The organism is Marinobacter sp. 1-3A (genome assembly GCF_016597775.1).
Taxonomy (GTDB): domain Bacteria; phylum Pseudomonadota; class Gammaproteobacteria; order Pseudomonadales; family Oleiphilaceae; genus Marinobacter; species Marinobacter xiaoshiensis.
Genome location: NZ_VCGZ01000002.1, coordinates 188,798 through 207,770, shown reverse-complemented (window position 1 = coordinate 207,770; position 18,973 = coordinate 188,798). Strand labels below are relative to the sequence as shown.

17 protein-coding genes are annotated in these 18,973 nt (G+C 54.4%); 8 read left to right on the top strand and 9 right to left on the bottom strand.

Features of this window, described 5'->3' with window-relative positions; translation table 11 throughout:
- The 7 genes from FE848_RS04145 to FE848_RS04115 all read left to right on the top strand — a co-directional run bounded on the left by FE848_RS04145 (nucleotide 1) and on the right by FE848_RS04115 (nucleotide 8,339).
- A complete protein-coding gene (locus tag FE848_RS04145) occupies nucleotides 1-969 on the top strand; it encodes a radical SAM protein (protein WP_200201485.1) in 969 nt (322 codons plus the stop codon).
- A gap of 398 nt (nucleotides 970-1,367) precedes the next feature.
- The gene (locus tag FE848_RS04140; protein ID WP_200201484.1) at nucleotides 1,368-2,774 is read left to right on the top strand and encodes a sodium:solute symporter family transporter; all 1,407 of its coding nucleotides are present in this window, start codon (nucleotides 1,368-1,370) and stop codon (nucleotides 2,772-2,774) included.
- Nucleotides 2,771-3,724, top strand: a complete 954-nt coding sequence (locus tag FE848_RS04135; RefSeq protein ID WP_200201483.1) for a hypothetical protein — start codon at nucleotides 2,771-2,773, stop codon at nucleotides 3,722-3,724. The genes FE848_RS04140 and FE848_RS04135 overlap by 4 nt, the downstream gene beginning before the upstream one ends.
- Nucleotides 3,725-3,873: 149 nt before the next feature.
- Nucleotides 3,874-4,389, top strand: coding sequence for a diaminobutyrate acetyltransferase (ectA, locus tag FE848_RS04130; protein ID WP_200201482.1), 516 nt, complete (start codon nucleotides 3,874-3,876; stop codon nucleotides 4,387-4,389).
- A gap of 76 nt (nucleotides 4,390-4,465) precedes the next feature.
- Nucleotides 4,466-5,734 carry a diaminobutyrate--2-oxoglutarate transaminase gene (gene ectB, locus FE848_RS04125; protein ID WP_200201481.1) on the top strand — a complete coding sequence of 423 codons (1,269 nt, stop codon included), beginning with the start codon at nucleotides 4,466-4,468 and terminating at the stop codon, nucleotides 5,732-5,734.
- A gap of 51 nt (nucleotides 5,735-5,785) precedes the next feature.
- On the top strand, nucleotides 5,786-7,228 hold the full coding sequence (locus tag FE848_RS04120; RefSeq protein WP_200201480.1) for an aspartate kinase: 1,443 nt from the start codon (nucleotides 5,786-5,788) through the stop codon (nucleotides 7,226-7,228).
- A 112-nt stretch (nucleotides 7,229-7,340) separates the two neighbouring features.
- Nucleotides 7,341-8,339, top strand: coding sequence for an RNA polymerase sigma factor RpoD/SigA (locus FE848_RS04115; protein WP_200201479.1), 999 nt, complete (start codon nucleotides 7,341-7,343; stop codon nucleotides 8,337-8,339).
- Nucleotides 8,340-8,717: 378 nt separating this feature from the next.
- Here the strand turns inward: FE848_RS04115 and FE848_RS04110 are convergent, their stop codons facing one another.
- The 9 genes from FE848_RS04110 to pdxH form a co-directional block, all read right to left on the bottom strand.
- Nucleotides 8,718-9,617: a DMT family transporter gene (locus tag FE848_RS04110; RefSeq protein WP_200201478.1), complete on the bottom strand. Its 900-nt coding sequence runs from the start codon at nucleotides 9,615-9,617 to the stop codon at nucleotides 8,718-8,720.
- A gap of 85 nt (nucleotides 9,618-9,702) precedes the next feature.
- Nucleotides 9,703-10,434 (bottom strand): AraC family transcriptional regulator, encoded by a 732-nt coding sequence (locus FE848_RS04105; RefSeq protein WP_200201477.1) that lies wholly within the window; start codon nucleotides 10,432-10,434, stop codon nucleotides 9,703-9,705.
- 143 nt (nucleotides 10,435-10,577) lie between these two features.
- Entirely contained in the window at nucleotides 10,578-11,576 is a 999-nt protein-coding gene (locus FE848_RS04100) for a lipid A deacylase LpxR family protein (RefSeq protein WP_227715141.1), read from the bottom strand.
- Nucleotides 11,577-11,606: 30 nt separating this feature from the next.
- Nucleotides 11,607-12,842: an aromatic amino acid transporter gene (locus tag FE848_RS04095; RefSeq protein WP_200201475.1), complete on the bottom strand. Its 1,236-nt coding sequence runs from the start codon at nucleotides 12,840-12,842 to the stop codon at nucleotides 11,607-11,609.
- Nucleotides 12,843-13,056: 214 nt separating this feature from the next.
- Nucleotides 13,057-13,521 (bottom strand): DUF3429 domain-containing protein, encoded by a 465-nt coding sequence (locus tag FE848_RS04090; RefSeq protein ID WP_200201474.1) that lies wholly within the window; start codon nucleotides 13,519-13,521, stop codon nucleotides 13,057-13,059.
- Nucleotides 13,518-13,838, bottom strand: a complete 321-nt coding sequence (locus tag FE848_RS04085) for a DUF6482 family protein (RefSeq protein WP_200201473.1) — start codon at nucleotides 13,836-13,838, stop codon at nucleotides 13,518-13,520. The genes FE848_RS04090 and FE848_RS04085 overlap by 4 nt, the downstream gene beginning before the upstream one ends.
- Before the next feature lie 57 nt (nucleotides 13,839-13,895).
- On the bottom strand, nucleotides 13,896-14,516 hold the full coding sequence (locus FE848_RS04080) for a DNA-3-methyladenine glycosylase I (RefSeq protein ID WP_200201472.1): 621 nt from the start codon (nucleotides 14,514-14,516) through the stop codon (nucleotides 13,896-13,898).
- Nucleotides 14,517-14,538: 22 nt separating this feature from the next.
- On the bottom strand, nucleotides 14,539-15,321 hold the full coding sequence (locus FE848_RS04075; RefSeq protein WP_200201471.1) for a 4'-phosphopantetheinyl transferase family protein: 783 nt from the start codon (nucleotides 15,319-15,321) through the stop codon (nucleotides 14,539-14,541).
- A complete protein-coding gene (gene pdxH / locus FE848_RS04070; protein ID WP_200201470.1) occupies nucleotides 15,290-15,925 on the bottom strand; it encodes a pyridoxamine 5'-phosphate oxidase in 636 nt (211 codons plus the stop codon). The genes FE848_RS04075 and pdxH overlap by 32 nt, the downstream gene beginning before the upstream one ends.
- Nucleotides 15,926-16,126: 201 nt before the next feature.
- Between pdxH and FE848_RS04065 the strand changes: the two genes are divergently transcribed.
- The gene (locus tag FE848_RS04065; RefSeq protein WP_200201469.1) at nucleotides 16,127-18,967 is read left to right on the top strand and encodes a DUF748 domain-containing protein; all 2,841 of its coding nucleotides are present in this window, start codon (nucleotides 16,127-16,129) and stop codon (nucleotides 18,965-18,967) included.
- Nucleotides 18,968-18,973: the final 6 nt, after the last annotated feature.

The following is an 18,973-nucleotide window of genomic DNA, read 5'->3' as shown; positions in this document are numbered from 1 at the left end:
ATGCCCCTGACTGAAACACGACCTGCCAGGCAGCGCATACTCGCGGTAGAAGTGCGGGCACCCAGAGGCCGCGACAGCTGGACCCACACTCGCAATGGCGACCCTCGGGGTTACATTGATGCGGACAAGCTGAAAGAGTTGTGGATTCACACGGGCACCGCCTGCAACCTGGCTTGCCCGTTCTGCCTGGAGGGCAGTCATCCCGGTGATGGTCGTATTCCTGGCATGAAGCTGAGCGATGTGAAGCCGTTTATCCACGAAGCCATTGATATGGGCGTGGAGCAGTTTTCCTTCACGGGTGGCGAGCCGTTCGTGATTCGCGATTTTGTGAATATTCTCAATTATGCCAGCCAGCACCGGCCCTGTTTTGTGCTGACCAATGCCACTGAGCCGTTACTCAAGCGCCGGCATCAGGTATTGCCGTTGCTGGATAACCCCTACCCGATTCATTTCCGAGTGAGCCTGGATTTTCCTGATCGTGCCCGTCACGACAAGGATCGCGGTGAGGGAAGTTTTGATCAGGCGCTGGAGGGGATTCACTGGCTGATCGAGCAGGGGTTCAAGGTGTCTGTTGCTCGCCAGACTGATGCAGGTGAGGTGCCGGCAGAGGTGGAGGCGGCTTTCCGCGAGATTTTCCGGGAATGGAGAATTCCGGAGAATCTGGCGTTTACGGCGTTCCCGGATTTGGGTACGCCGGGGTCGGAGGATGGTAGCCCTGAGATTACTGAGGGGTGTATGGGGAAATATCCAACGCCTCAGAGTCGTGCTCATTTCATGTGTACTTATACGCGGATGTTGGTGAAGAAGGGCGATTCGGTGCGGGTTTATGCTTGCACGCTGGTGGATGATGACCCTGAGTATGATTTGGGTGGGTCGCTGGCGGAGAGCATGGGTGAGCGGATTATGTTGCGGCATCATCGGTGCTTTTCCTGTTACCGCTATGGGGCTAGTTGTTCGGCGCCTGTTTGATTTTTGGCATGGGAGTTGGCGGCATGGGGGGTGACGTTTTATTTTCTTGGAAAAACAACTCGCTGTGCTCAGACATCTTTTTCCGGCGAAAATAAAACGTCACCCCCCATACCGCGGGAACACCTTGCGAGCCTCATGGTTTAAAAATGTAAGTGTTTCAGGCGCCTTTTTTGTCGGGGAACGAAAGAACTTGGTTCAGCCAAGGTGCTGGTGGGGTTGGGGTCAAAAAATGTGGAGCGCCAGGGATGGCGCGACCAAGCCCCCCATGGATGGGTTCACGGGCGGTTTTTTGACCCCAACCCCACCAGTGCCGACACCTCTGAACCAGAAAAACGAACAATGCCCCCGGATAAAGTTCTCTAGGTAGCCCCCGGAATACAACGAGGAAGTAAACAACAGTGAATATCACAGAAGCCGCTCTGTTTTGGGGGTTCTTGCTGGTTTATGGCGTGGTTATGTATGTGCTGTCGCCGAAAAGCAGGAACTCGGAGTCTTTTTACAAGGGCGCGGATGATCAGGGTAATCCGGTTGGTCAGTGGTCGCTTACGGCCAGTATTTTTATTAGTTGGATTTTTGCCAAGTCGGTGACCAATGCGGCGAATCTGGGGGCGGATTACGGGGTGGTTGGCGGGCTGGCTTATGCCAGTTACTGGCTTTCGATTCCGGTGGCCGGGTATGTGATTTATCTGATTCGCACGCAGACGGGTGCGCGGAGTTTGCAGGATTTTCTTACGTCGCGGTTTGGGCGTTTTGCAGGGTTGGCGTTTGCGGCGGCTATTCTGATTCGGTTGTATAACGAGGTTTGGAGCAATACGGCGGTTGTGGGTGGTTACTTCGGGCTTCCCGGGGAGTTGGAGTATTACCTCGCGGCGATGGTGTTCACGGCGTTTACGCTGGCCTACAGCCTGAAGGGCGGGCTGCGGTCTTCGATTTTTACGGATGTGATTCAAACGTTCGTGTTTGTGTTTTTCCTGGGGGCGGTGCTGTTCATGATTATCCCGGCCAACGATTCTTCCGCTTTGCTGAGCGAGGGCGAGTTCCGGTTGAATGCGGGCTTCGATCTGTTGCTTGTGGCCCTGTTGCAGATGTTCAGCTATCCGTTTCACGATCCGGTGCTTACTGATCGAGCCTTTGTGAATAAAGAAAAAACCATGCTCAAGAGCTTTGTGGTGGCAGGCTTGCTGGGCTTTGTGGCGGTGTTTTTGTTCAGCCTGGTGGGTGTTCACGCTCGCCTGAACGGCATTGAGGCCATGGGCAATGCGCCGGTGGCGGTGGGGCAGTCATTGGGATTGGTGGCGTTGTTTTTCATGAGTGTGGTGATGATGACGTCTGCGGGCTCTACTCTGGATTCAACCTTTACCTCACTGGCCAAATCACTGGCGGTGGATCTGCCACGGCTGGTGCGTGGGGCGAAAGATCGCCTGCCAAGCATGCGCGTGGGGGCGGTGGTGATGGTGGTGTTTGCGGTGATCGGCAACCTGCCGATGTTTGCGGGCACCGATATTCTCAAGGCCACGACCGTTTCCGGCACTATGGTGATGGGGCTGGCGCCGGTGTTTTTGTTCTATGGGTTCACTCGCTGGTCGCCGTGGAGTTTTCATCTCAGTTTCTGGACGGGCCTCGGGCTTGGCATTCTTTTGGCGGCGGGGCTTATTCCGGCGAACTGGGCGATTGGGGATGGCAAGTACGCCACGCTGTTGGGCGTTAACGCCTATGGGTTCCTGATCTGCACCGCGGGCTTCTTCCTGCCTTTAGCGGTGCGCCTGCTGGCCGGGAAAACCTTGGCGGCCGGAGAAGCGCGATGACGGAAGGCCGCAGTTGCCCGCTGGCGTATCGTTATCAGCCCGCTGTTTTGTGTGCCGACCCTGTGCCGGTGGCTGAAGACGTTATTTATGTAATTGGCGGGCTCTACGGCAATCCGTTTGCGCTGGATGAAATTGAGAACATGGCCCTTGCAGAAGAGCGGCAGGGGCGCAGCGTAAAGCTGGTGTTCAACGGCGATTTCAACTGGTTTAACGCCAGTGATGAGCTGTTCCGCGATATCAACAGCCGGGTACTGAGCCATATGGCCATTTTGGGCAACGTGGATTATGAACTGGCAACTCCGAATAGCGGTGCCGGGTGTGGCTGTGCCTACCCTGAATTTGTGGGCCAGGGTGTGGTTGAGCGTTCCAATCAGATTATTTCGAGGCTACAAAAACTTGCCGGATCGCACCCGGATATTCAGCAGCGGTTGGCTGCTCTTCCAAGATATCAATGCTTGATGTTTGGAGGACTAAAGGTTTTGGTCTTGCACGGCGATCCGGAGTCTTTGGCTGGTTGGGGGTTGGCCCATGAATCCTTTGCTGCCGGCAACGAACGCAGTCTTGAGGGGTGGTTTCGGGAATCCGGCGCAGATGTAATGGTCTCTACCCATACGTGCCTCCCTGTGCTTTGGTCTGGCCGGGTTTGTGGGAGGCCTCGTGCGGTGGCCAATAACGGCTCATCCGGTATGGGCAACCTGAGCGGAGACGCAAGAGGGCTGATTACGCGCATAAGTCGCACGGTGTCAGCAGTTGAGCCTGTGGCTGGCCTGCCTTCGGTTGCCGGGTTGCACGTGGATTTGATACCTGTAGATTATAACGTCAGTGCATGGGTGGAGCAGTTCGACCAACTCTGGCCATCGGGTTCGCCGGCAGCAATATCCTATCGGAGGCGTCTTATCGAGGGCGCTTCGCTCAACCCTGGTGAGATTGTTTTCCCTGCGGCGTCATAATCTTTGTGGTGTTGGCAAATGCAGTGATTCAGACTATTCTCAGAGTGAGTATCAGGGTTTTCCGGGACGTAATTCCCCTGCCCGACTTGAAATATATTTTGTGGTCTATATAATTTAACGCTTAATTTTAAAAGCGAACCACTTAAGTTATGACTTCTGAAGGATCGAATACCACCGCCATCACCCTTCGTACCCCCACCAAGGATGATGGCTTCAGGCTCCACCAGTTAGTGGCAGAGTGCCCTCCACTGGACGCCAACTCCATTTACTGCAACCTCCTGCAGTGCAGCCATTTTGCCGAAACAGGCGTAGCTGCGGAGAAAGATGGCGATCTGGTCGGTTTTATTTCCGGATATATCCCCCCCAAAAAACCCGAAACCGTTTTTGTATGGCAGGTTGCCGTGCATGAAAAGGGTCGCGGTCAAGGCTTGGCCAAGCGGATGCTGAAAGAGATCGTGGCCCGGGAAGCGTGCAAAAACGTGACCCACATGGAAACCACGATTACCGCCGATAACGAAGCTTCATGGGCGTTGTTCCGTTCCTTTGCGCGAGATATGGGCGCAGAGATTGAGCACCATGAGCACTTCGAGAAAGGCATTCATTTTGGCGGCAAGCACGATTCTGAATTTCTGCTGCGCATTGGGCCGTTTACCAAGAAGCCCTGAGTGCCCGCACGAACAACATCAGAACCATCAATCAATCATTCTGCATTAAAGTGCCGGAAGGCAAAGAGGTAACATTATGGAAATTTTCAAGTCCACTGAATCGCAAGTACGTGTATATAGCCGCGCATTCCCCGTGATTTTTAACCGCGCCAAAAACGCGCATCTTTACACGGAAGACGGCAAGCAGTACCTGGATTTTCTGGCCGGCGCCGGTTCACTGAACTACGGCCACAATAACGACACACTGAAAAAAGCACTGCTTGAGTACATTGAGGCGGATGGCGTTAGCCAGGGCCTGGATATGTTTACGACAGCCAAGCAAGGTTTCATGGAAGCTTACAAGAAGTACATTCTTGATCCCCGTGGCCTGGACTACAAAATTCAGTTCACTGGTCCTACCGGCACCAACAGTGTGGAGGCCGCTCTGAAGCTGGCCCGCAAGGTAAAGGGCCGTTCCGGAATCATTTCGTTCACCAATGGATTCCACGGCGTAACCATGGGCGCTGTTGCGGCTACCGGTAACAAGCACCACCGTGGTGGTGTGGGTGTGCCGCTGGGCAACGTAGATTTCATGTTCTACGACGGCTACCTGGGTGAAGACGTAGACACCCTGGAAATTATGGACAAGGTGCTGTCAGATGGCTCTTCCGGTGTTGAAGTGCCTGCAGCCGTCATTGTTGAAGCCGTTCAGGGCGAAGGTGGCCTGAATGCTGCCCGTGCCGAGTGGCTGAAAGGACTGGAAGCGCTGTGTAAGAAACACGACATGCTGCTGATTCTGGATGATATTCAGGCGGGTAATGGCCGTACCGGTAACTTCTTCAGCTTTGAGTTTGCGGGTATCAAGCCGGATATCGTAACGGTTTCCAAGTCGCTGAGTGGCTATGGCCTGCCAATGGCGCTGGTGCTGTTCAAGCCGGAGCTGGACATCTGGTCTTCGGGTGAGCACAACGGAACCTTCCGTGGTAACAACATGGCGTTTATAACCGCCCGTGCTGCCATTGAGACATACTGGAAAGACGATACCTTTGCCAAAGAAGTTCAGGAAAAGGTTCAGGTACTTGGCGATGCGCTCAAGGCCATTTGCGATAAATATCCGGGTGAGTTCAAAATGAAGGGCCGTGGCTTGATGCGGGGCATCGAGGCGACCAATGCTGATATTACCGGCCCGATTACCAAACGCGCCTTTGAGCACGGCCTGATTATCGAAACCAGCGGCCCGAATGATGAAGTCATCAAGTGCCTTATGCCGCTGACAACCAGCAAGGACGACCTGAAACTGGGTGCCGAGTTGCTGGCAAAGAGTGTGGATGAAATCATGCAGGAAGGAATCCGCGAAGCGTCGTAAGACGCTTGCGCACTCAGGACATTCATTCTGCAGGGTAGCCAGGGTAGGAATATGACAAGCCAATTACATACCGTCGAGAAAATCGGCGGTACTTCGATGAGTAACTACGAAGCTGTACGTGACAATATTATTGTCGCGGATCGTAGCAAGGAAGAGCTCTACCAGCGTATTTTTGTGGTGTCTGCATACGCCGGAGTAACCAACGAGCTGCTGGAGCACAAAAAGACCGGCGAGCCGGGTGTCTATGCTCTGTTTGCCGATGCTGAATCGGATTGGGCGTGGGGTGACGACCTTACCCAGCTCATCAAGTTTATTACCGATATTAACAGCGAACTGTTTGAAGACCCGATGCTGAGGCAGCAGGCGGACCAGTTCATTACTGACCGTATTGAAGGCGTTCGCGGCTGTCTGATCGATTTGCAGCGTTTGTGTTCATACGGCCAGTTCCAGTTGGAAGAGCATTTGCTGACGGTTCGTGAAATGCTTGCCGGCATTGGTGAGGCGCACAGTGCCTTCAACACCACATTGAAGCTTCAGCAGGAAGGTATCAATGCACGTTTTGTTGACCTTACCGGCTGGCGCGATACCGAGTTGTTGCCGCTGGACGAAAAGCTGAAGCAGACATTCGAGTCTGTTGATCTGAGCCGTGAATTGCCCATCGTGACCGGTTACGCACAGTGCAAAGAAGGCCTGATGCGTACCTTTGACCGGGGCTACAGCGAGATGACCTTCAGCCGTGTGGCGGTGATGACCGACGCTCGCGAAGCGATCATTCATAAGGAATACCACCTGAGTTCGGCTGATCCCAACATTGTGGGTGCCGATAAAGTGGTTCCTCTGGGCCGTACCAACTACGACGTGGCCGACCAGCTGGCTAACCTGGGTATGGAAGCAATTCACCCTCGCGCCGGCAAAGGCCTGCGCCAGGCGGAGATTCCGCTGCGGGTGATGAATACCTTTGAGCCTGAGCATACTGGCACCCTGATCACCGGCGATTACGTCAGTGAGAAGCCCCAGATCGAGATTATTGCCGGGGCCAAGGGTGTTTTCGCCATAGAGGTGTTCGATCAGGACATGCAGGGCGAGCCGGGTTCCGACCGTCGTATTCTGGATATCCTGAGCCGCTTCAAAGTGCGCTTTATGGCCAAGGACACCAACGCCAACACCATCACCCATTACGTGGGTAGCACGCTCAAGCACGTCAAACGCGTGGTGAGTGCGTTGAAGCAGGAGTTCCCCAACGGTGAAATCAGCACCCGCAAAGTGGCGGTGGTTTCAGCGATTGGTAGTGATATAAAAATACCGGATATTCTCGTGCGTTCGGTCAAAGCACTGGCGGATGAAGAAATCAGTGTGCTGGCCATGCACCAGTGTATGCGCCAGGTTGATATCCAGTTTGTGGTTGATGAAGATAACTACGAGAAAGCGATCATCGCGCTGCACGGTGCGTTGGTTGAACCTCACAACCACGGCTACGCTATTGTTGCCGCCTGAATACTGAATACTGAAAACCAGGATGGATTCGTTGCAGGGTGTGGGCGCCTTGTGATGAATCCATCTTTGGCATGAGGTCGTATCCTCTGTAAATTGCTACCGGTACCAGGCCATGACGAATTTCGAAAGGCTGGGTCCGTCTCCTAAAATGCCCAACGATGGTGAAAGGGATTCTGTAGTAGGGCTGTATTTCAGGGATGCGTCCCGGTATGAAATGCTCACAGAGGCGACTGAGCGCCGCCTTTCTCGCAAACTGACACGATGCTACCGGGTTATCAGCGCGGAACTGATGCTGCCTGACGACACCCCTCAAACTTTCCGCGCTGTTATCGGCAGCCTTGGCGATGCTTGCGCATTTTCACCCAAGTGCCGTCGTGCCTTCCATCTTGCAAGCGCCTGTCGCAGCAAGCTCATCCAGAGTAATTTGCGCTTGGCGGTGCATATTGCTCGCCGCTACAACCAGCAAGGCATACCCATGTCTGATCTGATTCAGGATGCCAATGTGGGTCTGATCAAAGGTGCTGAGCGATTTGATCCAACCAAGGGGTTCCGTTTTTCCACCTATGCCTACTGGTGGATCAGTGAAGAGGTAAAACGCTGCCTGCAACGGGGTGTGCGCCTGGTTCATACGCCAGAGAATGTGGTGGAAGAGATTCGTAACCTCCAGAAAGTGTCTCTGCGAATGCATCAGAGCCTTGGGCGTGTGCCCTCACAAACCGAGCTGGCACGAGCGTTGGAGGCAACGCCATCGCGTATAGGCCTGCTCAGGGCGCTTGCCAGGAGAGAGATTTCAACGGATGTGCCGTTAGTTGAGGATGGCTCCATCACTTTGGGTGATAGCCTTGGGACGGGTGAGCAGGCGAGCCCTGAGCACAAAATGTCTGGTCGGGATCATCGCCGTGCTTTGAAGGCTATGTTTAGTGAACTTACCGACAGGGAGCAGGCAATCCTTTCTCGCCGCTATGGTCTTGGTTTGTCAGAGCCCGATACCCTGCAGGCAATTTCAGACGATATGGGGATCAGTCGGGAAAGAGTGCGGCAAATAGAGAAAGTGGCGTTGCGTAAGCTGCAGGCGTTGGCCGATAGGCCGGAAGCGCTTTACCGGCTCTGAGTTTTTTCACGGTGGTGGTAATGACATCATAAGTTGGCGGCTTCGGTCGCAAAGCGGACATTTGCATTGGTCTAGTAAACGGAGCTTTTCGGCTTTTTTGGGGCAGCGAATCGGCGGAAAGTTTTTTGGAGCGCGGCAACGGTGAGCTATCTGCTCACCATTTGCAGCACAAGAGACTTTGGCCAGTGATGTGTAATCCGCCAAAACTCAGAACAAGCGTTCCCCGTTATCCACTGGAGCCTCCGGTCTTACCAGAGTAACTGCGCCCTTCTCCGTCTGCACACCAGTGACCAGGCACTCCGATAAAAAGGGTCCGATCCGCAGTTCAACTTTTTCAAAATCGTCCCAAGTAATCATCACGCTGCTCCCTCGGGGTAGTTAGTCTTTTAACATTTCTGGCTCGGCAACCGCCCGGCTTTTCGCACGACCCGCGATCAATGAACCAATGACAATCAGAATGCTGGCACTCAACACGGCAAACGTAGCCTCGCCGAATCCAGCAAGGATCAATAGGATCACTGAAATGAGTGGCGCACTGTATGCCAGGGCTCCCAGTAACTGGATGTTTCCGTGTTTTACACCATGGTCCCAGGTAAAGAACGCTACGCCCACCGGTCCGAGGCCCAGCCCGATCACGCCAATCCATTCCGTTGCGCCCTCCGGCCATACCGTTTCTTCCCACAAAAGGTGGCAGACCAACGCCAGAATGGCCGTAACACCGCAGAACCAGCCCACTGCATCGGTCGGTACCGAGCGAACCAATCTGCTAAGAACGGAATAAGATGACCAGATCAGAGCGCAGGACAGAGCCACCAGGTAACCCGGCAGGTTCTCCCAGGCAAATCCGTCTGCATTACGGCTGATCAACAACCAGCAACCTGCCAGCGCAACCATGGCCCCAACGATGTACTGAGCTCGCAATTTCTCGCCTGGCAGCAAGGCCGACAGCAGAACGATCAGTAGCGGCCAGAGGTAAGCCAGAAGACTGACTTCAACGGCAGGGGCCAGCGTCATGGCCTTGAAGTAGGCAAAGTGATAACCGAACAAGCCAACGATGCCGATGCACCATGCAAGTGGCGACTGCCGTAAATAACGCACACCGGAATGCCCCGAGAAGATCCAACGGCTGCACATCAACAGGAAAGCGATGCCGAAGGTCATGGCCATGAGCTGAAACTCTGGAATCTCGCCACCGGAAAGCTTGGTCAGCAATGCCAAAGTGCCCCATAACAGAACCGAAATTGACCCGATCCAGGTTGCGGCGTTAACGGATGCCATGAAGCCCTCCCCGAAATTCTCATGTGTGAATGATTTCAGAAGGGTATCCAGTGCGAAGAAGAGAAACTTTCGAATCCTGGCGGAACTATTTCGAAATACGGCGGAAGTGGCTGGGCGCTTTGCCAAAGTGGGCTCTGAACCGGTCGCTAAATGCTGATAACGACGAATAGCCGACAGCGTCAGCAACTTGCTGGAGACTGAGCCCCGACTGCTCCAAAAGCCGCCAAGCTTCTTTCATTCGCAACTCCGTGAGGTATTGATGCGGCGTCATGCCGACCTGGCGCCGAAACAGATCGTTCAACTGCCGAATGCTCAGATGTGCCACGGCAGCCGTTTCGGCCAAGGACAAGCGTCGGCTGAAGTTTTCGTCCAGAAATTGTTTTGCGGCGTGAACTCTGCGGTCCAGCTTTAGCTGACTTCCATGGCGCTCCTGAAGCAACTGAATAAGCAGGAGTAGCATTTGATGTTGGGTAAAATCCGACTCAGTCCCATTTTGGAGCTGTGCGTGAAGGAACTGGACGTAATGGAGCAATGCTGGATCTAGGTCTACGAAACAAGGCAGCTTATCTAGCGCCGGGGCCAAGCCTTCGGGAACGTCTGCAACCAAAAACCGGTTATCGTCGGTCGCAGCGTATCCATGACCAATTCCTGCGGGAATGATTGCTGCTCGACGCTGAGCAACCTCGCCTTCCCTGGCATCTACTGACAGAGATAATGTTCCGGCTAAGGGTAGTACCAGTTGATGATGGTCGTGGGAGTGACTTTTCCCCTCATCATCGTACGTTCGTATGTGCAGGCCAATCTCTGAATGCTTCATGTCACCAGTATAATCAGAAACATTTGAGAGTCCTCACACAACCACTCCTTGGAAATTCAGTTTAATCATCCAGACATCACCCCTGTCAGGCCTGGCTGACCACGACGAAGTGACCCGTGAACAACGAGTCGAAACGGACTTTTCTATAATGCCCAAGAAAATGACAGCGTCCCAAAACTGAAGTTATCTTTATGACGCTCGTCTTCGCTTGTCGAGGCACGCAGTGTGACGGAGGCCAGCAGGTGATCCCACTGCCAGGTAGCGCCCAGACCGAGCTGACCAATCAGCGGCCCTTCGTCAAAACGATAAGCCCCGGCATTGTCGTCAATATAGGAATAGCCTACATACTCCACGCCCAGCCCAACATACACTGACCAGCTACTGCCTGAATCCTTGAAAGAGCCCGGCAGGGCGATGGTTGAAGAGGTGCCTGCGTAATCCGGCACAAAATTTATTGGAAGATGCCTACCAAGCTGCCAGACCAACCCGGCTTTTGCAGAAGTTCGAAAACTCGACAATAGTGCAGCCCCAATCACCGATACACGCTGTTCAATGTTGCCGCCCTGCCCGAGTTGCAGCAGCTTTCGGCCATGCGCACCCTGAATGCCACCCACCACATCGGTTTCAAGCTGATTGCCCCATCCTTGCGGCTTGTCGCTTCCAGTGGCTTTATGCACCCATTTCTGAACCGACTCGGCACCGCTTTCGGGCCCAATAACACCGATGTGAGCGCCAAAACCGGTTATCGTATCGGCGTCCCAGCTCCAGAGCGTGCCGCTGAATGACAGGTGGCCGGCATAGGGAATGTCGTCGAATTGCGGATTTTCAACCGTGATATCTTCAGGCGTAACCATGAATTGCCGCAAACTCAGTGTAACCGCATGCTCTGAATCAGAAGCACCGATACCGGGCAGAAAGCGCAGCCCATCACGAAGAGTTCGGGCAAATCTTGCCGACTTTCCATCGTTCTCATCAGCGGTGTCCGTCAGATACGACAAGCGTACCCCGTTTGTATATCCGCGGTCGGATCCGGTAAGCAGGTCGTTATCCCAGGACAGGTTCACGACTTCTGCCTTCAGGCTGGCTGGCAAAACGCTAATAACGAAAAACAGCAGGAGGGTACATTCGCAGCGGCGACTCAAGTCCATCCCTCCCATCAACGTCGTCAGATCTCAGAGCAACACAGGTTCCGGCAACCAACCCGCCAGCCCCATGAAATGGAAAAGGATGGTCAGGCCGCCAAAAATCAGGACCAGGGCAATGCCCAACTGGCCACCCGGGGCCATGAAGCCACGACGCCCACCCTTCAGTGTTCGGGACTTCCGGGCCAGCAGCGCCGGAACAATACAGGCCCAGACCGCCGCAGCCGCACCGGCATAGCCAATGGCAAGAACGAAGCCAAACGGAAAAAACAACGACAGCAGCAATGGCGGAATAAACGTAATTGCCCAGGTTTTGGAGCGCCCTTTGCGATCATTATCGAAGCCCAGCAGGTCGGCCATGTAATCAAAGGTGCCCAAGCCAACGCCGACAAAAGACGACAGAATGGCAGCCGTTGAGAAAGCGCTGATGGTGGTCGCCACCCGCTCGGAATTGATGGCAAAACCAAGGGCGGCGAGCAAAACATCCACGTCACCACCCTGGGCGACCACCGGGCCGAAGTCCGCTCTTGGCAGATTGCCAAATATGCTGAACAGCCACACCAGGTAGAACATCAAAGCCACCAGTGTACCGCCCAGAATGGCTTTCTGGGCGGTACTTTCCTCGCCATAATAGGCGCGCATTGATGCCACCGAATGATGATAGCCGAAAGATGTCAGCGCCACTGGCAACATCGCCATCGCATAGGGCGCATATTGGCCGTCGGCATTTGCGGTATCAAACAGAATAGCCAGGTCAATTCTGACCGCTAGCCCAGAGACGCCGAGTACAAAACTCACCAGCATGAAAGTGATGAGCACCACCGAAAGTCGGTCCACTGCGCGGGTTGAGTGCCACACTACCAAAGAGGACAACAGGACAAAAATAACCGAAGCCAGCTTACTGTCGACTCCGGTCATGCTCTGCAGGATCAGGCCAGACGACGTGATGTAGGCGTACAGGAGAATGCCGCCAACAAAGTACACCGTCAGATTACTGAATGCGTTCACCCGGGAGCCGAGCAGAGATTTGGTAACGGTATTGAACGATGCCCGCAAACCGAAGTGTTTGAAGGCTTCCAGCAGCATCCAGCCGGACAGTGTCATCACCACCATGGTAAGCACCAGTGCCAGGCTGGACCAGGTCGTCCAGGCACCTGCACCGGAACTGGGCAAGCCCAACATACCGGCACCGACGCAAACACTGGCAATAATACTCGCCCCGCCAATCAGGGAAGGCCTGGCTCTGGATTCTGCGCGCTCGGTCAATGGGCCTCCGTCGTCGCGTATCAGCTTTTGGATTTAACAGCGGCCGCATGATACCGCTTTGAATTTGCCGACACTACGGGCAGAAATAACGCTAGAACTGATTCTATTAGCAAAATCTTGAATGCCGATCTGCCGGGAAAAAGAGCTTGGTTTGAAATACGAGGCGAATATCCGCTTTCTGTTTAAAAGAAAGCAGAACAGGTGGTTTCGAAATTCAAAGACCGTGGCTGGAATGCAGCAGGAAGAACCAGGCGCCGACGGTGAGTTGGCAGACAACGGCTACGAGTGTCAGAACCAGTCGTAAACGTAAGTACCAGGCGGGCCAATACTCTTTCATCCAGCGTACATCAGTGATGTAGAGCGCAAGGTAGGCCAAAGTGTAAACCGCGATCTGCGCCGGTGTGCTCAGCAACAGGCCAACGCCTGCGACAACAAAGAACACTTGGCTCAGAAGCATGGTCACCAACGGCGACTGTTGGTAGCATCGGTTATCCAGTTGCATGGCAATAGGCCAGTAAACACCCGCCATGAATGCCAGAATGCCTGCGCTGTAGAGGTAAAAATAGTTCAGCAGGGAAACACTGTATTGTGGCATTGCAAAAATAGCCGCAATGCAGGCAATGAAGGGTACCAACCCCGCCATTCCAACAAAGAATGCCAGTCTTGCTACTGAAATCATGCTTTTCGCCCCGCAGTTTGCTGTGTCTGAACCCGGATGCGCAAAGGCTCTACAGCCGATGGTTCCATGCCGATCATCTCGTTGTACGTAGAAGGGTGAACAACCTGGGATTCTTTGATGGTGAAGTTGGCGAGCGCTTCCTGAAGCTGTCGGGCGCTACGAAAAAGGCAGGTCACCCCATTTTTATCGGTCAGCAAAAGCTGCTTGTGGCCAAGGCTCAGCCTGGCCATGTACTGCTGGCCTTCAATGGATATGATTTCCAGCAGGTCTATGGCCTGCATGGGCTGGGTAGCGAGTTGTTCCAGTGTGATGCGCACGGCCAGGCTCCGGGATATCTGAATCTTCAGAACTTACGAGGCCATGGACTTTTAAGATCATTCCGCCAGTGAATGGCACTGGGCGTGTTGTGGGCAATACACCATGTGGTCGTTCACCATACCGGTGGCCTGCATGAATGCATAAACAATGGTTGGGCCAACAAAGTTAAACCCTGCGCGTTTGAGCGCCTTGGACATGGCCTCGGATTCTGGCGTGGTAACGGGTACCTCATCAAAGCTGCGCCAGTTGTTTTGAATGGGTGCGTGGCCGACAAACGACCAGAGAAAATCTGAAAACCCCCTGCCTTCTTCCTGCAGTTTCAAAAAGCCTTTGGCGTTTTTGATGATCGACTGCACTTTCAGCCTGTTTCGTACAATGCCAGGGTTCGCTAACAACTCCGCCACCTTGGTATCGTCGTACTGAATGATCTTCTCCGGATCGAAGTTGTTATAGGCAGCCCGATAGCTTTCCTGTTTACGCAGAATGGTTATCCAGCTCAGGCCGGCCTGTTGGCCATCCAGGCAGAGTTTTTCGAACAAAGCCAGGTCGTCGTATTCCGGGCGCCCCCAAACGGTGTCGTGGTAGTGCACGTAAAGTGGATCGGTGCCGCACCATGAGCAGCGCTTGGCGATGGTTTGCGCCGTTTGGGTGTTTTTGTTGTCTGGCGAAGCTGGCATGGTTGGTTCCCTGTAATTCCACTCAGCGTTGGGCGTGAATTTTGCGATAAAACAGTGGCTCCCAGTGCGTTTCCAGGTGCTTGGCCGTATTCAGGTTGTAGTCATCAGGTGGCGGCTCCAGCAGTGTGATTCTGGGCCATGAGCCATTTTTATTACTTGGGTTCTGCCTGTACACCAGCGTGCACAGAAAGCCTTCTGTGTAAAAGGCACAGGCTTGCCAGTGGCCTTCAGGCTGGTCGCCGTAGAGTTCGAAATTCCTGTGCACTTCCAGCGTTTGCAAGTTGCCGGCAATGCCACGGCCAGTGGCCTTGAGCCAGGCTTCTTTGAGTGTCCAAGCCTGAAGGAAGGCTTCGGGGTCGTCCTCTTGAAATAGCCATTCCTGCTCCACCGGGGAGAACCAGCGTTTTACCACCTTTTGCCATTGTGGATATCGTTTGCTGGGTTCAATGTCTATGCCCAATGCTGAGTCGTATTGGGTGGCGCAGGCAGACAGCCCGTAACTGTGGCTCAGGGAGAGATTCCAGCCTGCCGGGCAGGCAGCGGCTGTTGGCCGGCCTTCAACCGGGCAACACAGGTCAGGCTCTATTGAGCCTGCTTTGCTCAAAGTCTGGCGGATTAACCATCGGCTGGTAAGGAACTCAACCGCGCGATCGCCACTTAGTTGGGCGAACCGGTCGAGCTCATGAGCGGTCAGCCAGCCCGGTGCTACGTCGGGTACTTGCCCGGTCTGGTGACACAGCCTTATGGTGGGCTTTTGCAGAACGCCGCCGGAATCAGGGTTGGAGCCGTTGGATGAGCCAGCCATCACTTTCCCTCACGTATTCAAAGCGATCGTGAAGGCGGCTGGGCCGGCCCTGCCAGAATTCGATGCGCTCAGGCACCACTCGGTAGCCACCCCAAAAGCCAGGTAGTGGCACCTCGCCTTCGCTGAACTTGCGTTTCATTTCCGCCACTTTCTGTTCAAGCAGCCCTCTTGAAGTGATGGCCTTGCTCTGCTCGGAAACCCAGGCACCAATCTGGCTGCCCCTTGGGCGCGAAGCAAAGTACTTGAGGGATTCGGTTTTACTGACCTTCTCTACCTTGCCCTGAATTCGTACCTGGCGGTTCAGGCCAATCCAGGGAAACAACAGCGCCGCCCGTGGGTTTTCAGCAATCTCGTGAGCTTTACGGCTCTCATAGTTGGTATAGAACACAAACCCGCGGTTATCAAAATACTTCAGCAGAACCGTGCGCAAGTCGGGCATGTTGTCGGCACCTGAGGTGGCGAGGGACATGGCATTAGGTTCGAGAATGCCAGCATCGCGCGCGTCTCCGAACCAGGCTTCGAACTGTTGCACCGGGTCATTGCTCAGGGCCTCGCGATCGAGCCCTTCACTTTCAAAATCGCGACGCATATCGCTGATGTCCATAAAAGCCTGCCCTCACATGCTCAAATTTAAAAAAGACGTACTCAAAAGAGTTTATTAGCTGAGCTCTATACGAAGGTTCAGGATATAGAGTTCGGTTTCCTGTGTCAGCGGTTGCGGCACAGTGGCTGACAAACTGGTGCTCACCCGACTATCCTTGTGGAAGGGATTTACTCGAATTCCACTGACTGTAAGGAGATAACAGTGGCCGAAAGCCGTCAGCGCAATCGCCTTCCCGAAAATCTGGTAATCGGCGCGATTATACTCATCGTGTTATACAGCCTCGCCGGCTTTCTGGTGCTGCCCTGGTGGTTGAAACGTGCCTTGCCTGATCAATTGGCACAACATATGAGCTGGCAGGCAGATATTGCCGAGATCAGCAGTAACCCGTTTGCATTGAGCGTTGAGGCCCTGAATCTGTCGGCCCACGATAGCGACAACCAAAAGGTTGTGGGGTTTGAGCGTTTATATATCAACCTCAATTTCTTTGAGCTGATTCGCGGCATTGTCGGGTTCGAGGCGATTGAACTGGACGAACCGTTCATCCGTGTGGACTTGCTTGACGATTACAGCGTGAACTTTGTCCGGGACTTCCAGGCTGCCAGTGCACGTGATGAGGGGCTGGCTGATGAGTCCACTGAGCCAGAGGAAGGTCAGTCGCCTCCCTTGCTGTATTTTCAGCAACTCAATATTAATGGAGGTGAGTTGCTGTTCCGGGATTTTACCAAGCCGGAAATGGCAGAGTTCCGCATTATGCCTCTGGATCTTACCTTGAGCGATCTGGCTACCTGGCAGAGGGATGACCGCAACAGTGATTATCACCTGCAGGCAGCCAAAGGTGATCACAGTGTTGAGTGGCAGGGTAACCTGAGCATTACACCGCTCTATTCCAGCGGAAGTCTTGCTATTTCGGGGGTCGACCACAAAACGATCGGGCATTTTCTTGCACCCTATCTGCCCTACGGTTTGCTCGGCGGCAAAGTAAGCGTGGCTTCCGATTATGAGCTACAGGCAGGAGACACTCTGCAACTCACCACTACCAATGGCAGAGTGTTGGTGGAAAATCTGGCTGTTGCGCCGAATAGACAGGCAGAGCAGGCTCGGTTGAGCGCAGTCTCAATCGCCATCAACGATATCGGGTTTGATCTCCGCGCCCGCGAAGCCAGGGTTGGGCAAATTACCTTGGCGCAGCCAGATGTTGCGTTGGCTCGGAACAACCGCGGAGAGATCGACTGGATTGCCTCACTTGCTGAGTTTTCCAAAGAGAGTGAAGCGGGCAACGAAGGAAAGGCTCCCGAGTCGGGCGAGCCTGCACCCGCGGAAACTCAACAGCCGTTTCGCTGGTCGCTAGCTGGTATCGATGTGTCTGAGGGCCGTGTGCTTTGGCAGGACCAGCAGCCTGGATCGCCGGCGGAGCTAGTAATTGAGCCGCTATCCCTGTCTATCGGTAGCGTGAACAGCGCTATGGAAGATCAGGTGCCGTATGAGCTTCAGGCGGCTCTGGGTAGCGGTGGCACGCTTTCCGCAAAAGGCCAGCTAACGCCTCAGCCTTTTACGTTGGAGGCCGCCATCTCAGGTTCAGGCATTCTCTTGGCGGTTTTTGAACCCTATTTGCAAGAATCCGCCAATCTCGCCATTGCTGGCGGCACACTGGGGTTGGATGGAAACCTGGATCTGGATGGCCAGCAGGAGCCTTTAACCGGCACCTTCAGCGGTACCGCAGAGGTTTCCGGTTTGAATCTTCAGTTGCCGGACAGCAAGGAGCGCCTTGTGTCATGGCAGACTTTGCGCCTGGCCCCCATTGAGTACAACGTGCATCCGGCCCGGCTGGAAATCGGCACGGTGACACTCGCTGAGCCAGCGATTAACCTGGTGCGTAACCCGGATAACATACACAACGTTGAACAAATCAGCCTGGCTTCCGCAACGGCCGATGCGGCCGAGCCCGCACCGGAGGAACCCGCAGATGAACCTGGGCTTATCTTCCGCATTGGCCAGTTGGTGATTGAGCAAGGCGCTCTGGATTACACAGATCGTACCCTTAATCCGGCTTTCACTACCTCTATAGACAGGCTCAACGGCACGGTTTCCGGCCTCAGCAACGTGTCGCCACAGCAGGGTAAGGTAGCCCTGAAAGGCCGGATAGGAAACAGTGCGAGTATCGATTTTGATGGCACAATCGGCACCCTGGGCGCGGAGGAGACCAACAGTCTTACACTGGTGATGAAAAACCTCTCATTGCCCGCTCTTTCGCCTTATTTGGGGCGTTATCTGGGCTATAGCATCGACAGCGGAAAGCTGGAACTGGATCTCGACTATGAGATCACCGGTAGCCAGATAAAAGCCTCGAACCGGGTGATTATGGATCGCCTTGGGCTGGGCCAGTCGATTGCCAGTAAAGACGCCGTTAATGCTCCCGTGAAGCTGGGGCTGGCGCTGCTGCGGGACAGCGATGGTGTTATTGACGTGAATGTGCCAGTCAGCGGCGATTTGAGCAGCCCGGATTTCAGGGTCGGCCAGGTGGTGATGCGAACGTTTGTGAATTTGTTGGCGAAAGCAGCAACATCGCCGTTCAGTATGCTGGGTTCTATTGCTGAGCTTGCGGGCTTGAGTGGCGAAGAACTTGGCCAGGTAAGTTTTGAGCCGGGTACAAGCAGGCTGGTCCAGGGTGAGGCAGAGAAGCTGGCGGCTTTAGGCAAAGCCCTGCTGGATCGCCCGAACCTGTTACTGAATGTTCGCGGTGGCGTTTCGCCTGAGACTGACGGGCTCGCGCTGCTGCGTGATGAGATGGAGGCAAGCCAGGGCGGCGAGTTGACAGAGCAAGCCTGGGAGGAGGCCCGCGAGGCGTATCTTGCTGGCGAGCGGTCATTGGCGCCAGAGACGCTGAGTAATCTCGCCAATACCCGGGGTACTGCGTTGATGGAGATACTGCGCGATACCCACGGTGTACCAGGCAAGCAGCTATTTCTTCTTGAACCCTCCCGCGATGCGACTGTGTCGGAAGATGGTCAGGTTATCGTAGGCTTCACTCTGGATACCCGCTAAGGAATA